Origin of the sequence: Stenotrophomonas maltophilia group sp. msm1, assembly GCF_032025805.1 — a bacterium.
In the GTDB taxonomy this organism is placed as follows: Bacteria; Pseudomonadota; Gammaproteobacteria; order Xanthomonadales; family Xanthomonadaceae; genus Stenotrophomonas; species Stenotrophomonas hibiscicola.
Window position 1 is genome coordinate 678,247 of record NZ_JAVSKH010000001.1, and the last position, 16,279, is coordinate 694,525.

Consider the following 16,279-nt stretch of genomic DNA (forward strand, 5'->3'; position numbering starts at 1 on the left):
CAGCGGCCGGCACTACCGGGAGAATCAGTTCCCCGCCGCGCCCATGCCATCCACCGCCTGCCGGCCCAGCGCCGGATCATCGGTGAAGAACGCATCGATGCCGGTCGCCAGATAGGCGTGCATCTCGGCAATCGAACCTTCGGGATTGCGCGCGGTGTCGGCGCCCTTGCGCAGGTTGCTGGCCTGGAAGTGGTTCTCCGGCCGGAAGGTGTACGGAATCACCATCAGGCCCACCGCATGCGCATCGCGCACCAGCGTGGTCGGCGTGCCCAGTGCGCCCTTGGCATCCAGCGGAATGATCGAGCGCAGTTCCGGGCCGATGCCGTCGGCGTAGCTGGCGATGTCCTTCAGTCCGGCCGGGGTCATCATCTGCGCGTAGGTCAGCGTGCCACCGGCCTTGGCGATGTCGGCCGGCTGGGTGCCGCCCTTCCACAGCAGTTGCAGCAGGCGGATGTTGCTGCCGCGCGGGATCTTGCCGCGCAGGTAGCGCAGGTTGGCGGTCTCGAACGACTGGATGGTGACCGGGCCGACGTTGGTATAGGCATTGCCACGCAGCGCGGTCAGGAGCTTGTCTTCCATCGGCAAGCCGATCGACTGGAAGTAGGTCGGGTGCTTGATCTCCGGCACCAGGCCGATGCCACGGTTGGCACGCCCGGCCTGCTGGACAAGGAATGCGAGGATCTCGTCCAGGCTGGCGATGCGGAACTGGCCGTCATAGGCGGTGCTGCGCAGTTCCGGCAGGCGCTCGCGCGCGTACAGGGTCTTCAGCTCGGCCAGGGTGAAGTCTTCGGTGAACCAGCCGTCGACCTTCTGCCCGTCGATGACCTTGCTGGTGCGGCGGCTGGCGAACTCCGGATGCGAGGCCACATCAGTGGTGCCGCTGATCTCGTTCTCGTGGCGGGCCACCATCATTCCGTCCCTGGTCATCACCAGGTCCGGCTCGATGTAGTCGGCGCCATCGGCGATCGCCTGCGCATAGGCGGCCAGGGTGTGCTCGGGCAGCAACGCGCTCGCCCCGCGATGGCCATAGACCGACACCTTGTGCGCGGCCGGGGTGGAGGATTCAGCACTCATGGCCACCGATGGTGCCACGGCCAGCGACAACAGCAACGCACAACCCCACGACTTCACTGCGACTTCCCCAAGCGGTATGTGATGGGCGTCAGTATGCGGCGGCAATGTGACAGGTGGGGGAAGCCCGCACCTGTACAGCCGAGCATGGACTCGGCTGTATAGTTACTTGCCGATGCAGAAACTGGAGAAGATCCTTCCCAGCAGATCATCCGCACTCATCTGCCCGGTGATCTCGCCCAGCGCGTCATGCGCCAGCCGCAGCTCTTCGGCGGCCAGTTCCAGGTGCTCCTGCGCCAGCTCGCCGTCGGCGCGCTGCGCGTGCTCCTGCGCACGCTCGATTGCATCCACATGCCGCGTGCGCGCGGAGAACTCGCCATCCACCTGCTCCCCTGCCCCGGCCGAAGCAATCGAACGCAGACGCGCATGCAGATCGTCGAGCCCGGCGCCGGTGGCGGCCGAAACGAACACGCGGTCCGGATCGTCCAGCGACGGCAACGCCTCCAGCAGGTCCGACTTGTTGTGGATGTAGACCTTGTGCGGCACCGCCGCCACGGCCTCGCCCAGCGCCGCTTCGCCGGCCGCCGGATCGCGCGCATCCAGCACGATCAGCGCCAGGTCGGTGCGCTCGATTTCCACGTGGGCGCGGCGCATGCCTTCGCGTTCGATGGCGTCACCGCCGTCGCGCAGGCCGGCGGTGTCGACCAGGGTCAGCTCCAGGCCGTCCAGGCGGATGGTCTCGCGCAGAGTGTCGCGGGTGGTACCGGCGATGTCGGTGACGATGGCGCGTTCGCTGCCGGCCAGCGCGTTGAGCAGTGAACTCTTGCCGGCGTTCGGCGGACCTATCAGCACCGCATGCAGGCCATCGCGCAGGCGACGGCCACGTTCGGCGTCGCGGCGCAGCAGGGCCAGGTCGCTGCGCGCCTGTTCCAGCCCTCGCCGCACCTGCGCGCCGCCGAGCGTATCCAGCGGTTCGTCGGCGAAGTCGATGGCCGCTTCCACGTGGATGCGCAGCAGCACCAGCTGCTCGATCACGGCGTCGATGCGGCGCGAGAACACGCCGTCCAGCGAGCGACGTGCCGCGCGCGCCGCGCGGTTGTCGCCGGCCGCGATCAGGTCGGCGATGGCTTCGGCCTGGGCCAGGTCGAGCTTGCCGTTGAGGAACGCGCGTTCGCTGAACTCGCCCGGCCGCGCCTGGCGCGCGCCGAGCGCGATGCAGCGCGCGACCAGTTGCTGCAGCAGCACCGGGCTGCCATGGCCCTGCAGTTCCACCACCTCTTCGCCGGTGAAGCTGTTCGGTGCCGGGAACCACAGCACGATGCCATCGTCGATGACCTCGCCATCGGCGTCGCGCAGGCGCGCATAGTGCGCATGGCGCGGGCGCAGTGCAGGCGCACCCAACGCGTTGGCGATGGCCGCTGCGCGCGGACCGGACAGGCGCACCAGGCCGACACCGCCCGCGCCGGGGGCACTGGCGATGGCCACAATGGTGTCGGTGCGGATCGCGTCGTTCATGGCTCAGAGCTTCTCCAGCTGCGTGCGTGCCTGCGCGGCACCGCTGCCCTGCGGCTGCAGCGCCAGGTAGGTGGTGTAGGCCTGCTTCGCCTTGGCCTTGTCGCCGGCGTTGAAGTAGGCATCACCCAGGTTGAGATAGGCCACGGCGCGCGATGGGTCGATCTTCAGCGTGTTCTCCAGCCAGCGCGCCGCTTCGGCATAGCGCTGCTGGCGGTAGTAGACGAAACCGAGGTTGTTGGCGGCCTGGGCAAAGTCCGGACGCAGCTTCAGTGCTTCGGTGAACTGCGCGACTGCCTCGTCGTACTGCTTCTCGCGGTACAGCTGCAGGCCACGGTCGTTGGCCTGCTGCGCGCGCTGGCGGTCGGACGCCGGGCCGGCGGAGGGCACTACCAGCTTGGCCTTGCCGCCCTGCAGGTCAGCCACCGTCACCGGCGCCTGGCTGCCCTTGGCCTCGCTGGCGGCATCCACCTTGTTGTTCAGTGCGATTGCATCGGCGGTCAGCTGGCGCGTATCGGCGTTGAGGAATTCCTGGCTGTCCGGCACCTGGAGCACGAACTCGCCGCCCTGCGAACCGGGCAGGCTGCCGAAGGCCGGCGTCTGGTGCGAAACGGCCGAGACGGCCGGCGCCACGTAGGCGGCCAGTTCAGTACCGGTGATCAGGCCGTCGCCGTTGAGGTCACCCTTGCCGGCCAGCGCCTGCAGCAGCACCCAGGTGAACACCGAGTGGCCGTTGGGGCCGGCATCGGCCACCTGCTGGTCGGCGCCACCGGCGGTCAGCATCTGCCGCGCGCTGCGACGCGCGTTCTCGCGCAGGAACGACGACGACGACGGGCCGCCACGGGTCAGGCCCAGGCCGCTGTAGCAGGCATCCATCACGAACATCACGTGCTTGGCCTGCATGCTCTCGGCGATGTTCTGGATATCGGTCATCGCGATGGCATCGGTAGCGAATTCCTTCGGGTCCGAATCAACCGGGATGATGTAGCCGAGGTCGCGCCCTGAGGCGAGCTGGCGGGTCGCGCCGTGGCCGGCGAAGAACACGAACACGCGGTCGTTCCTGCCAGTGCGGTCATCGGCCAGGCGGTCGTGGAAGGCGGCCAGGATGTTGTTGCGGGTGGCCTGCTCGTTCTTCAGCACGATCACCTGCGAGGACGGGAAGCCGAACTGCCCGGTCAGGGTATCGGCCACCGCCTGCGCGTCGTGGCTGGCGTATTCCAGCTTCGGCCACTTGGCGTAGTTGTCGATGCCGACCACGATCGCCCACGACTTCTCGTAGCCGGTGGTGACGGTGGCGGCGCTGGCGTCACCCTTGCGCGCACGGGCGACCGTGAAGTCCCGGCCATTCCAGCCGGCGAACTGGTAGCCATCGGCGATCAGCCGGTCGAGGATCTGCGGCAGCGCCTTTACCGCACGATCGTGGATGTCATGGAACAGGATGATGCCGCGCTGTTCCTTGTTCACCTGGTCGAGCACGCGCTGCACGATCGATTCCGGCACCGGGTCGGCCCAGTCCATCGAATCGATGTTCCACATGATCGACTTCAGTCCGGCCTCGTTGAGCAGCTGCAGGCCTTCGGCGTTGCGCGCGCCATAGGGGAAGCGGAACAGCGGCGCGCGCTTGCTGTCGACATCCTTCAGCAGCGTGTCGGTGTCGAGCACCTGCTGGCGCAGCGCGTCACCGGTGGTGCGCGACAGTTGGGCGTGGGTCAGGCTGTGGTTGCCGACCGCATAGCCTTCTTCCATCAGGTTGCGGCTGATCTTCGCCATCGGGCCGAGGCTGACCTTGCCGTCGGCCTCGACCTTGCCCAGGTTGCGGCCCACTTCGAAGAAGACACCCGGCACGTCATAGCGCTTGAGGATGGCCACCACTTCATCGGTATAGGCCTTGTGCGGACCGTCGTCGAAAGTCAGCACCACGGTCTTGGCCGGCAGGTCGCGGCCGAAGATCTCGCGGTCGCTGTCCTTCATCGACATCGGATACGGCTCGATCACGCCGTAGTCGCGCAGGATCGCTTCGCGGCTGTAGTCCTTGTGCAGGTGGGCGATGTAGTCCTCCCACTTCTCGCGCTTCAGCGCGATGGCGCGGGTGCGCTCGAAGCGGCTGAAGATGCGGGTCAGTTCCTGGTTGTAGTTGCGCTCGATCTCATCGAGCGCCTCCAGGTCCTCGCCGATGCGCTGGTGCAGCTTCACCGCCGGCAGCGAGGAATCGGTGCTGACCCGCTCATGCAGATCACGCAGTACTTCGCGGAAGGCCAGGCGGTCGGCGTCGAACAGTTCCGGCGCCGACTCGATGTAGTCCAGCACGGTGCCGAGGGTGGCGAAGCGCTGCGGGCTGGAGCCGCGCAGCAGGGTGTCGAACTGCGCGGCGATCGCCGTGCGCTGTTCCAGGCCATCGTGGAACAGCTGCTGGCCCACACGCGTGGAGGTGCCGCGGTCGGCGGCCGACTGCTGTTCCTCGTCTGCCAGCAGCACGATGATCCGGCGGTAACCGTCGAGCTGTTTCTGCAGGGCCACCAGCATCGGTGCGGCCGCGGGATCGGCGGCGGTCGCGGCCTGCGCGCTCGCCTGGGTGACGGTGGTCGCCGGCGCCTTCGCATCCTTGTCGCCACAACCGGCAACGACCAGGGTCAACAACAGCGAGGGCAGGAACAGGCGGAACGACGACGCACGCGGCATGGCGGACTCGAGGGCGGGAGGGACGATGTGCCGGCGATTCTACCGCCGCATGCGAAAAGCCCGCCTTGCGGCGGGCTTTTGCTGGGGTCAGCCGGCCAGCGGCCGGCTCTACCGATTACTTCTTCTTGACCGGGGCCGGAGCGGTGGTGGCCGGGACCAGCTCGCCGCCATGGCGCTTGGTCATCCACCACTGCTGCAGCAGGCCCAGGCCGCCGTTGACCACCCAGTACAGGACCAGGCCGGACGGCATGAAGGCCATCATGACGCCGAACACCAGCGGCATGAACTGCATCATCTTCTGCTGCATCGGGTCCATGCCCGGTGCCGGGGTCAGCTTCTGGGTGAACCACATCACTGCCACGTTGATGACCGGCAGGATGAAGTACGGGTCGCGTGCGGTCAGGTCCTGGATCCAGCCGAACCAGGGCGCCTGGCGCAGTTCGACCGATTCCACCAGCACCCAGTACAGGGCGAAGAAGATCGGCATCTGGATGAGGATCGGCAGGCAGCCGCCCATCGGATTGATCTTTTCCTTCTTGTACAGCTCCATCATCGCGGTCTGGAACTTCTGGCGGTCATCGCCATAGCGTTCCTTCAGCTGCGCGATGCGCGGCTGGAAACGACGCATCTTGGCGCCGCTCTTGTACTGGGTTGCCGACAGCGGGTACAGCACCAGCTTCAGCAGCACCACCAGCCCGACGATCGCCCAGCCCCAGTTGCCGACCAGCTTGTGCACCTGGTTGAGCACCCAGAACAGGCCCTGGCCGATCACCGCCATCATCGAGAAGCGGCTGTAGTCGACCACGCGGTCCAGGCCCGGCACATCTTCCTTGGCGATCAGGTTGACCAGCTTCGGGCCGACCCACAGGCGGGCTTCGGTGCTGGTCGACTGGCCCGGCGCCACGGTGAAGGCCGGGCCACGCGCTTCGATCAGGTCACGACCGGCCACCTGCGAGAGCACGTAGTGTGCGGTCTGGTCCTTCTGCGGGATCCAGGCGGTGAAGAAGTGGTGCTGCAGCATCGCCAGCCAGCCGCCGGTGATGTTCTGGTTCAGCGTGCCGTCTTCCAGGTAGTCCTTGAACGCACGACGCTGGTACTTCTTGTCATTGTCGTACCAGGTGGCACCGTTGAAGCTGAAGGAATCCGGGTTGGTCATGCTCCGCGACAGGATGGTCGGGGTGCGGTCCAGGGTGCGATAGACGTAGCCGTTCCACGGCGCGGTGCCGGCGTTGCTGACTTCGTCCTTGAAGCGCACGGCGTACTCGTTGCGCGAGACGGTCAGGGTGCGCTTGATGGTCACGCCGTTGTCGGCGGTCCACACGAACGGGATCTGCAGTTCGTTCTGGCCTTTGGCCAGCACGAAGTCGGTGGTGTCACCCACCAGCTTGAAGCCGTCGGCGCCGGGAACCGGGGTGTTCTTGTCTTCGCTGGCCCAGCCACTGATCGCGCTGTACGGGTGGGCGGGGTCTTCGGTCAGCAGGCGGACCGGCGGACTGCCTTCGTCCTTGGTCTGCGGGAACTGCAGCAGCTCGGCGTCGAGCACGCGGCCGCCGTCGAGCACCAGGCGCAGCACGTCGGTGGTGACCGTCACGCGCTGGCTGGCCGGGGTAGCGCTGGCCTGGGTCTGTGCGGCGGCCTGGCCGGGGGCGCCCGGCACCTGGGCGCTGGGGATGGCGCCGGGGTTCGCGCCCGGAACACTCTGTGCGGCGGCCGGGGCCGACGTGGTGGTTGGTGCCGGGGTCGGAGCAGCCTTTTCACGGCTCCACTCCATCCACAGCAGCACGGCCACCATCAGCCAGGCAAAAATGAGGAATACGCGGGTCTGGTTCATCAGCGGACAGGCTCGGCGGGGCCGGGACGCGATGCCGGCTCGGTCAAAGAAGGAGTTGCGATGCCATCAGGCGGCGGCATTGTGCCGTCCACGCCCGGCGTGGGCAATGCACGCAGGCGACGCAGCAGGCGCAGGAAGGCCTGGCGGATCTCGTCGTTGCTGGCGGAACGCGCAGCACTACGAGCCACGACGACAAAGTCGCCTGGCTGGATGTCGGTACGTGTCTGACGCAGGATGTCGCGCAGGACGCGCTTGATCCGGTTACGCCCGACGGCGTTCGGATCGACCTTGCGGGAAACCGCCAGACCCAGCCTGGCCGGCCGGTCAGCCGGCAGCCAGTGCAGGGTCATCAGCGGATCGGACACACGGCGGGCGCCGTTGAAGACCGTTGAGTATTCGGCACGCGTGCGAACCCGCGCAGAGCGAGGGAATCGCTTGCGCGGGTCTGCAGTATTCACTGTCGAAGGGATTGCGTCTGCCGCGATGTGCGGCATGGCAATCAGGCGCTCAGGACTTTGCGGCCCTTGGCGCGGCGACGCGACAGGATCTTGCGGCCGTCAGCGGTCTTCATACGGGCACGGAAGCCGTGGTCGCGCTTACGCTTGAGGTTGCTGGGCTGGTAGGTGCGCTTCGTGGCCATTGGGGGCCTCTCGTATGAATGGGACGGAAAGAACCGGAAATTCTAGAGAGGTCTCCCCCCTCACGTCAACCCCTGGGGACTACGCGAATTCACCGGGCTGTGCAATAGCTGTGGATGTTTTTGTGAATAAGTAGGGGACAAGCATTCCGAAGGCGGGCGCTCGGTGGTAGTCTGAGCCATCCATTTCCCCCCTTTCCGGCCTGTGTCTGGGCGCCTTGTCGCGTCCATGCACCGGCCACCGGACGATTATTGCTGATGGATGCCTGGTCCCGTAGTCTCGAGCGCCTCGAAGCGGAGTTCCCGCCGGAAGACGTTCATACCTGGTTGAAGCCGCTGCAGGCCGATCTGCGCGTGGACAGCCTGGTGCTGTATGCACCCAATGCCTTCATCGTCGACCAGGTCCGCGAGCTGTACCTGGCCCGGATCCGCGAACTGCTGGCTCACTTCGCCGGTTTCAGCGACGTTTTTCTTGAAATCGGCTCGCGCCCGCGCCCTGTGGAGACGCAGAACGCGCCGGTTTCCACTTCGTCGGCGCCTGTGTCCAGCGAACCGCAGGTGCCGTTTGCCGGCAATCTGGACAATCACTACACCTTCGCCAACTTCGTCGAAGGCCGCAGCAACCAGCTGGGCCTGGCCGCCGCCTTCCAGGCAGCGCAGAAGCCGGGCGACCGCGCGCACAACCCGCTGCTGCTGTACGGAGGCACCGGGCTGGGCAAGACCCACCTGATGTTCGCCGCCGGCAACGCCATGCGCCAGGCCAATCCGGGCGCGAAGGTGCTGTACCTGCGTTCGGAACAGTTCTTCAGCGCGATGATCCGGGCCCTGCAGGAAAAGACCATGGATCAGTTCAAGCGCCAGTTCCAGCAGGTCGACGCGCTGCTGATCGATGACATCCAGTTCTTCGCCGGCAAGGACCGCACCCAGGAAGAGTTCTTCCACACCTTCAACGCGTTGTTCGATGGCAAGCAGCAGATCATCCTGACCTGCGACCGCTATCCGCGCGAGGTCGAAGGCCTGGAAGCGCGCCTGAAGTCGCGGCTTGCCTGGGGCCTGTCGGTCGCGATCGAACCGCCGGACTTCGAGACCCGCGCCGCGATCGTGCTGGCCAAGGCGCGCGAACGTGGCGCCGAGATTCCCGATGATGTTGCGTTCCTGATCGCCAAGAAGATGCGCTCCAACGTGCGCGACCTCGAAGGTGCGCTCAATACCCTGACCGCCCGCGCCAACTTCACCGGCCGCGCGATCACCACCGAATTCGCCCAGGAAACCCTGCGCGACCTGCTGCGCGCCCAGCAGCAGGCGATCAGCATTCCCAACATCCAGAAAACCGTTGCCGACTACTACGGCCTGCAGATCAAGGACCTGCTGTCGAAGCGTCGGACCCGCTCGCTGGCCCGCCCGCGCCAGGTCGCCATGGCCCTGACCAAGGAACTGACCGAGCACAGCCTGCCCGAGATCGGCGACGCCTTTGCCGGTCGCGATCACACCACGGTGCTGCATGCCTGCCGCCAGATCCGGACCCTGATGGAAACCGACGGCAAGCTTCGCGAGGACTGGGACAAGCTGATCCGGAAGCTGAGCGAATGATGCACGGATGCCGATGAGGCGTCATCGCACAAAACGGTGCAGAATCCGGTAGCAAGCGCGGGACACGTTGTGGATAAAAATGGCGTTTGAAATCGCGCTGGAGTTATCCACAACTTTCCCCACCCTCTGGGGGTCGGTAATACAGAGGGTTTCGAGTCCAGAAACTCTTTTATTTACAAAGACTTAGCGTTCTTTTCCAGCGATTCTGTCTCTACCAGCACCACCAAGCTTTTGATTTATTCCACATTTTTTAAAGCATAGGGGCACGGAACCACATGCGTTTCACACTGCAGCGCGAAGCCTTTCTCAAGCCGTTGGCACAGGTCGTCAACGTGGTCGAACGCCGCCAGACCCTTCCGGTTCTGGCCAATTTCCTGGTCCAGGTGCAGAACGGCCAGCTGTCGCTGACCGGTACCGACCTGGAAGTGGAGATGGTGTCGCGGATCGCGGTTGAAGATGCCCAGGACGGCGAAACCACCATTCCCGCCCGCAAACTGTTCGAGATCATCCGCGCCCTGCCCGACGGCAGCCGGATCACCGTCTCGCAGACCGGTGACAAGATCACCGTGCAGGCCGGTCGCAGCCGCTTCACCCTGGCCACCCTGCCGTCCAATGACTTCCCGTCGGTGGACGAGGTGGAAGCCACCGAGCGCGTGGCCATCGGCGAAGCAACCCTGAAGGAGCTGATCGAGCGCACCGCGTTCGCGATGGCCCAGCAGGACGTGCGCTACTACCTCAACGGCCTGCTGTTCGACCTGCGCGGCGATGCGCTGCGCACCGTCGCCACCGACGGTCATCGCCTGGCCCTTTGCGAAACCGACCTGGCCAAGCCCAGCGGTTCCAAGCGCCAGATCATCGTGCCGCGCAAGGGCGTCACCGAGCTGCAGCGCCTGCTGGAAAGCGGCGATCGCGAGATCGAGCTGGAAGTTGGCCGTAGCCACGTCCGCGTCAAGCGCGACGATGTCACCTTCACTTCGAAGCTGATCGATGGCCGTTTCCCGGACTACGAAGCGGTGATCCCGATCGGCGCCGACCGCGAAGTGAAGGTTGATCGTGAAGCACTGCGTGCCTCGCTGCAGCGCGCTGCGATCCTGTCCAACGAGAAGTACCGCGGCATTCGCGTGGAAGTCTCGCCGGGCAACCTGAAGATCAGCGCGCACAATCCGGAACAGGAAGAAGCCCAGGAAGAGATCGAGGCCGACACCACGGTCAGCGATCTGGCCATCGGCTTCAACGTGAACTACCTGTTGGATGCCCTCTCCGCCCTGCGCGACGAGGAAGTGATCATCCAGCTGCGCGACTCCAACTCCTCGGCGCTGGTGCGTGAGTCCAGCAGCGAGAAGTCGCGCCACGTGGTGATGCCGCTGCGTCTCTGACGGAAACGCTGTTTCACGTGGAACCCAGAAGCGCCCGGGACCCCCCGGGCGTTTTTTTATGTTCCACGTGGAGCATTGTCGAAACAGATCGGAGAAAGTCCGGACGCGCCCTGCTTGGCTTCAGACCAACTCGATCTCGCTTGCTCGAAGCAACTCAGGATCCAGGACCTTGGGGGGGGGCGCCTTGCAGTGTTCGTCGGGCTCCATGTTTTTGGGGTTCTGGCAGCGAGTTCTTCGCATATCCCACTTCGCTGTTCTGATCTTCACTGCTGGAAGCAGCAGATCCTCTTCCTGGAGGGGGTCCTCCGCTTCTGCAAACAGCACTGTCCACAGACCGGCTCGGGGGCAATTTGGGCAAATCCTGGCTTCTAAATCTGGGTATAAATCTAAAGCGTGGTGGTGATGGTAGAGCCAGATTTCGTGGAAAAATGTACTATCTATTTGTTTTTAAAGGGGTTTATGAGTCTGAAACCCCCTGTATAGAGGGTCCTCGGGCTGGGGGGGAACCTGTGGATAGTTTTGAGCGCTTAACAAAAGGGCTTTTTTATCCACAGATTGCCCATACCTTGTGTGTAAGTCATACATCCCTGCTGTGGACAGCGTGGAACGAGCGTCCTGAATTTCTTGAAATCTGTGGAACCCTCCAAGGCATCGGATCGCAGATTTGAAGGAATCGGCGGGGTCATCCGTCGGAGCCACCCGCGAGGTGTCCAGCGGGTGGCCCTGCAGTGCTCGCGAAATCGGCGAAATCCGAGGGCCTGGACGCTGGAACCTCGCGCAGATTTGAAGAAATTTCGGGCCTTTGCAGCCCGGAACGTGCGAGCGCGTCATCCGCATTCCACGTGGAACGCGTCCATCGATGGGTGCAGAAGCTGCACCTTCGGCTCGACCGGCCTGCCACCGCGCCCGGCTTGACCGATGCAGTAAGCTGATGGATTCCCTGCCCCTCTACCGCCTCGTGCGGATGGTCTTTCGCGCCCCATGCAGATCCGCCGCCTCGCCTTGCATCAACTGCGTCGCTTCAGTGCGGTGGACCTGTCGCCCCAGCCGGGATTGAACCTGCTGACCGGTGACAACGGTGCCGGCAAGACCAGCGTGCTCGAAGCCCTGCATCTGATGGCGTATGGGCGGAGCTTCCGAGGCCGGGTACGCGATGGTCTGGTGCGCCAGGGCCAGGAAGCCCTGGAAATCTTCGTCGAATGGGACGAACAACGCGCGAACCACCCGCCGCACCGCCGGAAGGCCGGCCTGCGCCACAGTGGCCAGGACTGGAAGGGACGATTGGACGGTGAGGACGTGGCCCAGTTGGGCAATCTATGCGCAGCGCTGGCCGTCGTGACGTTCGAGCCCGGCAGCCACGCGCTGGTCAGTGGAGGCGGTGAACCCCGTCGCCGTTTCCTCGATTGGGGCTTGTTCCACGTGGAACCTGATTTCCTGTCCCTGTGGCGCCGCTATTCGCGTGCGCTGAAGCAGCGCAACGCCCTGCTCAAGCAAGGCGGGCCGCCACGGATGCTCGATACCTGGGATCATGAGCTCGCGGAGGCCGGAGAGCCTCTGACCAGCCGTCGCCAGCACTACCTGGAGCGCTTGCAGCAGCGCACCGTGGCGCTGGCTGCCAGCCTGGCGCCGCAGCTCGGCATCCAGGGCCTGGAACTCAGTGCGGGGTGGCGTCGGCATGAGCTTCCTCTGGCCGATGCCCTGCTTCTGGCACGGGAACGTGACCGCCAGGCCGGTTACACCTCGGTCGGGCCGCACCGGGCCGATTGGAGCGTGGATTTCCACAGCATTCCCGGTCGTGACGCGCTCTCTCGCGGCCAGGCCAAGCTGACGGCATTGGCGTGCCTGCTGGCACAGGCCGAGGACTACGCAGAGCAGCGCGGCGAGTGGCCGGTGATTGCCCTCGACGATCTGGCTTCGGAGCTGGATCGGACCCACCAGGCGCGGGTACTGGAGCGCCTGCTCAGCGGACCGGCACAGATCTTTGTCACTGCTACCGAAACCCCGGCAGCGCTGCAGGAGCTGACCCATATTGCCCGGTTCCACGTGGAACATGCACAGATCGTGGCTGTGCCATAGTGGGCACACCAGGGCCGCTCGACCCCGGCTGGTATAATTCGGGTTGGAATCCTTTCATTCTCGGCACACCGCTCCACGCGGTGGCCGACCTGCGGAGCCTACGGCAAGCGCAATGAGCGACGAACAGAACACCCCGGCAAACAACGGCAACTACGACGCCAACAGCATTACGGCCCTGGAAGGCCTGGAGGCTGTCCGCAAGCGTCCCGGCATGTACATCGGTGACGTGCATGACGGTACCGGTCTGCACCACATGGTGTTCGAGGTGGTCGACAACTCGATCGACGAGGCGCTGGCCGGCCACGCCGACCACGTTGCAGTGACCATCCACGCCGATGGCTCGGTCTCCGTGTCCGACAACGGCCGCGGCATTCCGACCGGCAAGCACGAGCAGATGAGCGCCAAGCTTGGTCGCGAAGTGTCCGCTGCCGAAGTGGTGATGACGGTCCTGCACGCAGGCGGCAAGTTCGACGACAACAGCTACAAGGTTTCCGGCGGCCTGCACGGCGTCGGCGTCAGCGTGGTCAACGCGCTGTCGCAGAAGCTGGTGGTGGATGTGTTCCAGAACGGGTTCCACTACCAGCAGGAGTTCAGCAACGGCGCCGCCGTGACCGCGCTGGCCAAGCTGGAAACCACCACCAAGCGCGGCACCACGGTGCGCTTCTGGCCGTCGACCGTCGCTTTCCACGACAACGTGGAATTCCACTACGACATCCTGGCCCGTCGCCTGCGCGAGCTGTCGTTCCTGAACTCCGGCGTCAAGATCGTCCTTGCCGACGAGCGCGGTGACGGCCGTCGCGATGATTTCCACTACGAAGGCGGCATCCGCAGCTTCGTGGAGCATCTGGCCCAGCTGAAGACCCCGCTGCATCCGAACGTCATCTCGGTCACTGGCGAGCACAACGGCATCGTCGTGGAGGTGGCGCTGCAGTGGACCGACTCCTACCAGGAGACGATGTACTGCTTCACCAACAACATTCCGCAGAAGGACGGCGGTACCCACCTGGCCGGTTTCCGCGGTGCGTTGACCCGCGTGCTCAACAACTACATCGAGCAGAACGGCATCGCCAAGCAGGCCAAGATCAACCTGACCGGCGACGACATGCGCGAAGGCATGATCGCGGTGCTGTCGGTAAAGGTGCCGGATCCGAGCTTCTCCAGCCAGACCAAGGAAAAACTGGTCAGTTCCGATGTGCGTCCGGCGGTGGAAAATGCCTTTGGTGCGCGCCTGGAAGAGTTCCTGCAGGAAAACCCCAACGAAGCCAAGGCGATCGCCGGCAAGATCGTCGACGCCGCGCGCGCACGTGAAGCCGCGCGCAAGGCGCGCGACCTGACCCGCCGCAAGGGCGCGCTGGATATCGCCGGCCTGCCGGGCAAGCTGGCCGACTGCCAGGAAAAGGATCCGGCGCTGTCCGAACTGTTCATCGTCGAGGGTGACTCGGCAGGTGGTTCGGCCAAGCAGGGCCGCAACCGCAAGAACCAGGCAGTGCTGCCGCTGCGCGGCAAGATCCTCAACGTGGAACGCGCGCGTTTCGACCGCATGCTGTCCTCCGACCAGGTCGGTACGCTGATCACCGCGCTGGGCACCGGCATCGGCCGCGACGAGTACAACCCGGACAAGCTGCGTTACCACAAGATCATCATCATGACCGACGCCGACGTCGACGGCGCTCACATCCGCACCTTGCTGCTGACGTTCTTCTACCGTCAGATGCCGGAACTGATCGAGCGCGGTTACGTCTACATCGGCCTGCCGCCGCTGTACAAGATCAAGCAGGGCAAGCAGGAGCTGTACCTGAAGGACGACCCGGCGCTGGACAGCTACCTGGCCAGCAGCGCGGTGGAAAACGCCACGCTGGTGCCGGCCACCGGCGAACCGGGCATCGAAGGCCTTGCGCTGGAGAAGCTGCTTCTGGCCTACGCGGCCGCGCTGGATTCGATCGAGCGCAACGCACATCGTTACGACCGCAATCTGCTTGAAGCGCTGGTCGATTTCGTGCCGATGGACCTGGAGAGCCTGCGCAGTGCGGGTGAAGGCGAAGGGCTGGATGCACTTGCCAAGCGGCTCAACCAGGGCAGCCTGGGCAGCCCGCGTTTTACGCTGGAACTGCAGGAAGCCAACGACGAGCGCCCGGCCGCTGTGCTGGTGACCCGTCGCCACATGGGCGAACAGCACGTCCAGGTGCTGCCGATGTCGGCGTTTGAAAGCGGCGAACTGCGCGCGATCCATCAGGCCTCGAAGCTGCTGCACGGCCTGATCCGCGAAGGCGCCACCATTTCCCGCGGCGCCAAGTCGATCGAAGTGGACAGCTTTGCCAAGGCACAGAACTGGCTGCTCGAGGAGGCCAAGCGCGGCCGCCAGATCCAGCGATTCAAGGGCCTGGGTGAAATGAATCCGGAGCAGCTGTGGGACACCACGGTGAATCCGGAGACCCGCCGACTGCTGCAGGTGCGCATCGAAGACGCTGTCGCTGCCGACCAGATCTTCAGCACGCTGATGGGCGATGTCGTCGAACCGCGTCGCGACTTCATCGAAGACAATGCGCTGAAGGTCGCAAACCTGGATATCTGACACAATCCGGACACGGCCGGCGCGCGGGGAGGCGCTCCGGCTTTCGACTCTTGAACGCAGGTACCTGATGTCCGCATCCGCCCCGGTTTCCGCTCCGCCCCCGGTTCCGCCGTCTTCTGTCGCGCCGCGTGCGGTTTCGCCGTTGGCGGGGTTCTTCATCGACCTGGGCATCGCCGCTGTCACGTTGTTCGGCCTGAGCCTGATCAGCGGCGTGCTGTGGGGCCTGTACCGTGGCGTGGTGGTCGGTTACGCGACCGCGCAGGCCGGCGCTGGCGCACCCGACGCCAGTTCGGTGGCGGCGTCATTGGGCCAGCCCGGCGCACTTGCGCAGATTCTCATGGCGCTGTTTGCCACCGGCGGCGCCGCGCTGCTGCTGTACTTCTGGCGACGGCCGGCCAACGCCGCCGAACGTCATGCGTCGCGCCAGGCACTGCGCCGCCCCTCCACCTGGGGCTGGACCCTGCTGGTGGCGACCCTGATCGTGCTGGGCAGCAACGGTATCGCCTTCCTGGCCAAGCAGTTCGGCATCGAACCGGTCCCCACCAACCTGGCACTGATGCAGAGCGCGATCGCGCGCTTCCCGTTGTTCCTGATGCTGTTCGCGGTGGTACTGGCACCGGCCTACGAGGAACTGCTGTTCCGCCGCGTGCTGTTTGGACGCCTGTGGAAGGCGGGGCGCCCGTGGCTGGGTATTGTACTGAGCAGCCTTGCTTTCGCCCTGATCCATGAAATCCCTGGCACCAGTGCAAACGGCCCTGCCGAAATCGCACAGCTGTGGCTGGTCTATGGCGGCATGGGCGCCGCGTTCTGCTGGTTGTACCAGCGCACCGGCACGCTCTGGGCCGCGATCACCGCGCACGCCCTGAACAACGGCGTGGCGCTTGCCGCGCTTGTGTTTTTCGGGGCAACGTAACGCCGTGTCCGCTTGACGAAAG

Annotated in this window: 11 protein-coding genes; 5 read left to right on the forward strand and 6 right to left on the reverse strand. The window is 65.1% G+C overall.

The genetic code is table 11. The features are described 5' to 3' along the window. Positions 1-24: 24 nt before the first annotated feature. From ROV95_RS03015 to rpmH, 6 genes are all read right to left on the reverse strand, one after another. Positions 25-1,131, reverse strand: coding sequence for a glycerophosphodiester phosphodiesterase (locus ROV95_RS03015; RefSeq protein WP_312542897.1), 1,107 nt, complete (start codon positions 1,129-1,131; stop codon positions 25-27). 105 nt (positions 1,132-1,236) lie between these two features. Beyond that, the gene (mnmE, locus tag ROV95_RS03020; protein ID WP_312542899.1) at positions 1,237-2,586 is read right to left on the reverse strand and encodes a tRNA uridine-5-carboxymethylaminomethyl(34) synthesis GTPase MnmE; all 1,350 of its coding nucleotides are present in this window, start codon (positions 2,584-2,586) and stop codon (positions 1,237-1,239) included. 3 nt (positions 2,587-2,589) lie between these two features. After that, positions 2,590-5,262, reverse strand: a complete 2,673-nt coding sequence (locus ROV95_RS03025; protein ID WP_312542901.1) for a polysaccharide deacetylase family protein — start codon at positions 5,260-5,262, stop codon at positions 2,590-2,592. Between the two features lie 115 nt (positions 5,263-5,377). Next, entirely contained in the window at positions 5,378-7,093 is a 1,716-nt protein-coding gene (yidC, locus tag ROV95_RS03030; RefSeq protein ID WP_312542903.1) for a membrane protein insertase YidC, read from the reverse strand. Continuing rightward, complete coding sequence (rnpA, locus tag ROV95_RS03035) at positions 7,093-7,587, reverse strand: ribonuclease P protein component (RefSeq protein WP_021203275.1); 495 nt, start codon at positions 7,585-7,587, stop codon at positions 7,093-7,095. Before rnpA ends, yidC begins: the two co-directional genes overlap by 1 nt. Positions 7,588-7,592: 5 nt before the next feature. Next, entirely contained in the window at positions 7,593-7,733 is a 141-nt protein-coding gene (rpmH, locus tag ROV95_RS03040) for a 50S ribosomal protein L34 (protein WP_005411729.1), read from the reverse strand. Between the two features lie 255 nt (positions 7,734-7,988). Between rpmH and dnaA the strand changes: the two genes are divergently transcribed. The 5 genes from dnaA to ROV95_RS03065 all read left to right on the forward strand — a co-directional run bounded on the left by dnaA (position 7,989) and on the right by ROV95_RS03065 (position 16,257). After that, positions 7,989-9,320, forward strand: a complete 1,332-nt coding sequence (dnaA, locus tag ROV95_RS03045) for a chromosomal replication initiator protein DnaA (protein ID WP_019658797.1) — start codon at positions 7,989-7,991, stop codon at positions 9,318-9,320. 275 nt (positions 9,321-9,595) lie between these two features. Then, positions 9,596-10,696: a DNA polymerase III subunit beta gene (gene dnaN, locus ROV95_RS03050; RefSeq protein ID WP_005411731.1), complete on the forward strand. Its 1,101-nt coding sequence runs from the start codon at positions 9,596-9,598 to the stop codon at positions 10,694-10,696. 981 nt (positions 10,697-11,677) lie between these two features. Beyond that, a complete protein-coding gene (recF, locus tag ROV95_RS03055; protein WP_134732187.1) occupies positions 11,678-12,772 on the forward strand; it encodes a DNA replication/repair protein RecF in 1,095 nt (364 codons plus the stop codon). A gap of 112 nt (positions 12,773-12,884) precedes the next feature. Further along, a complete protein-coding gene (gene gyrB / locus ROV95_RS03060) occupies positions 12,885-15,344 on the forward strand; it encodes a DNA topoisomerase (ATP-hydrolyzing) subunit B (protein ID WP_019658799.1) in 2,460 nt (819 codons plus the stop codon). Between the two features lie 67 nt (positions 15,345-15,411). Then, entirely contained in the window at positions 15,412-16,257 is an 846-nt protein-coding gene (locus ROV95_RS03065) for a CPBP family intramembrane glutamic endopeptidase (protein WP_155028722.1), read from the forward strand. The last annotated feature ends 22 nt before the right edge of the window (positions 16,258-16,279 follow it).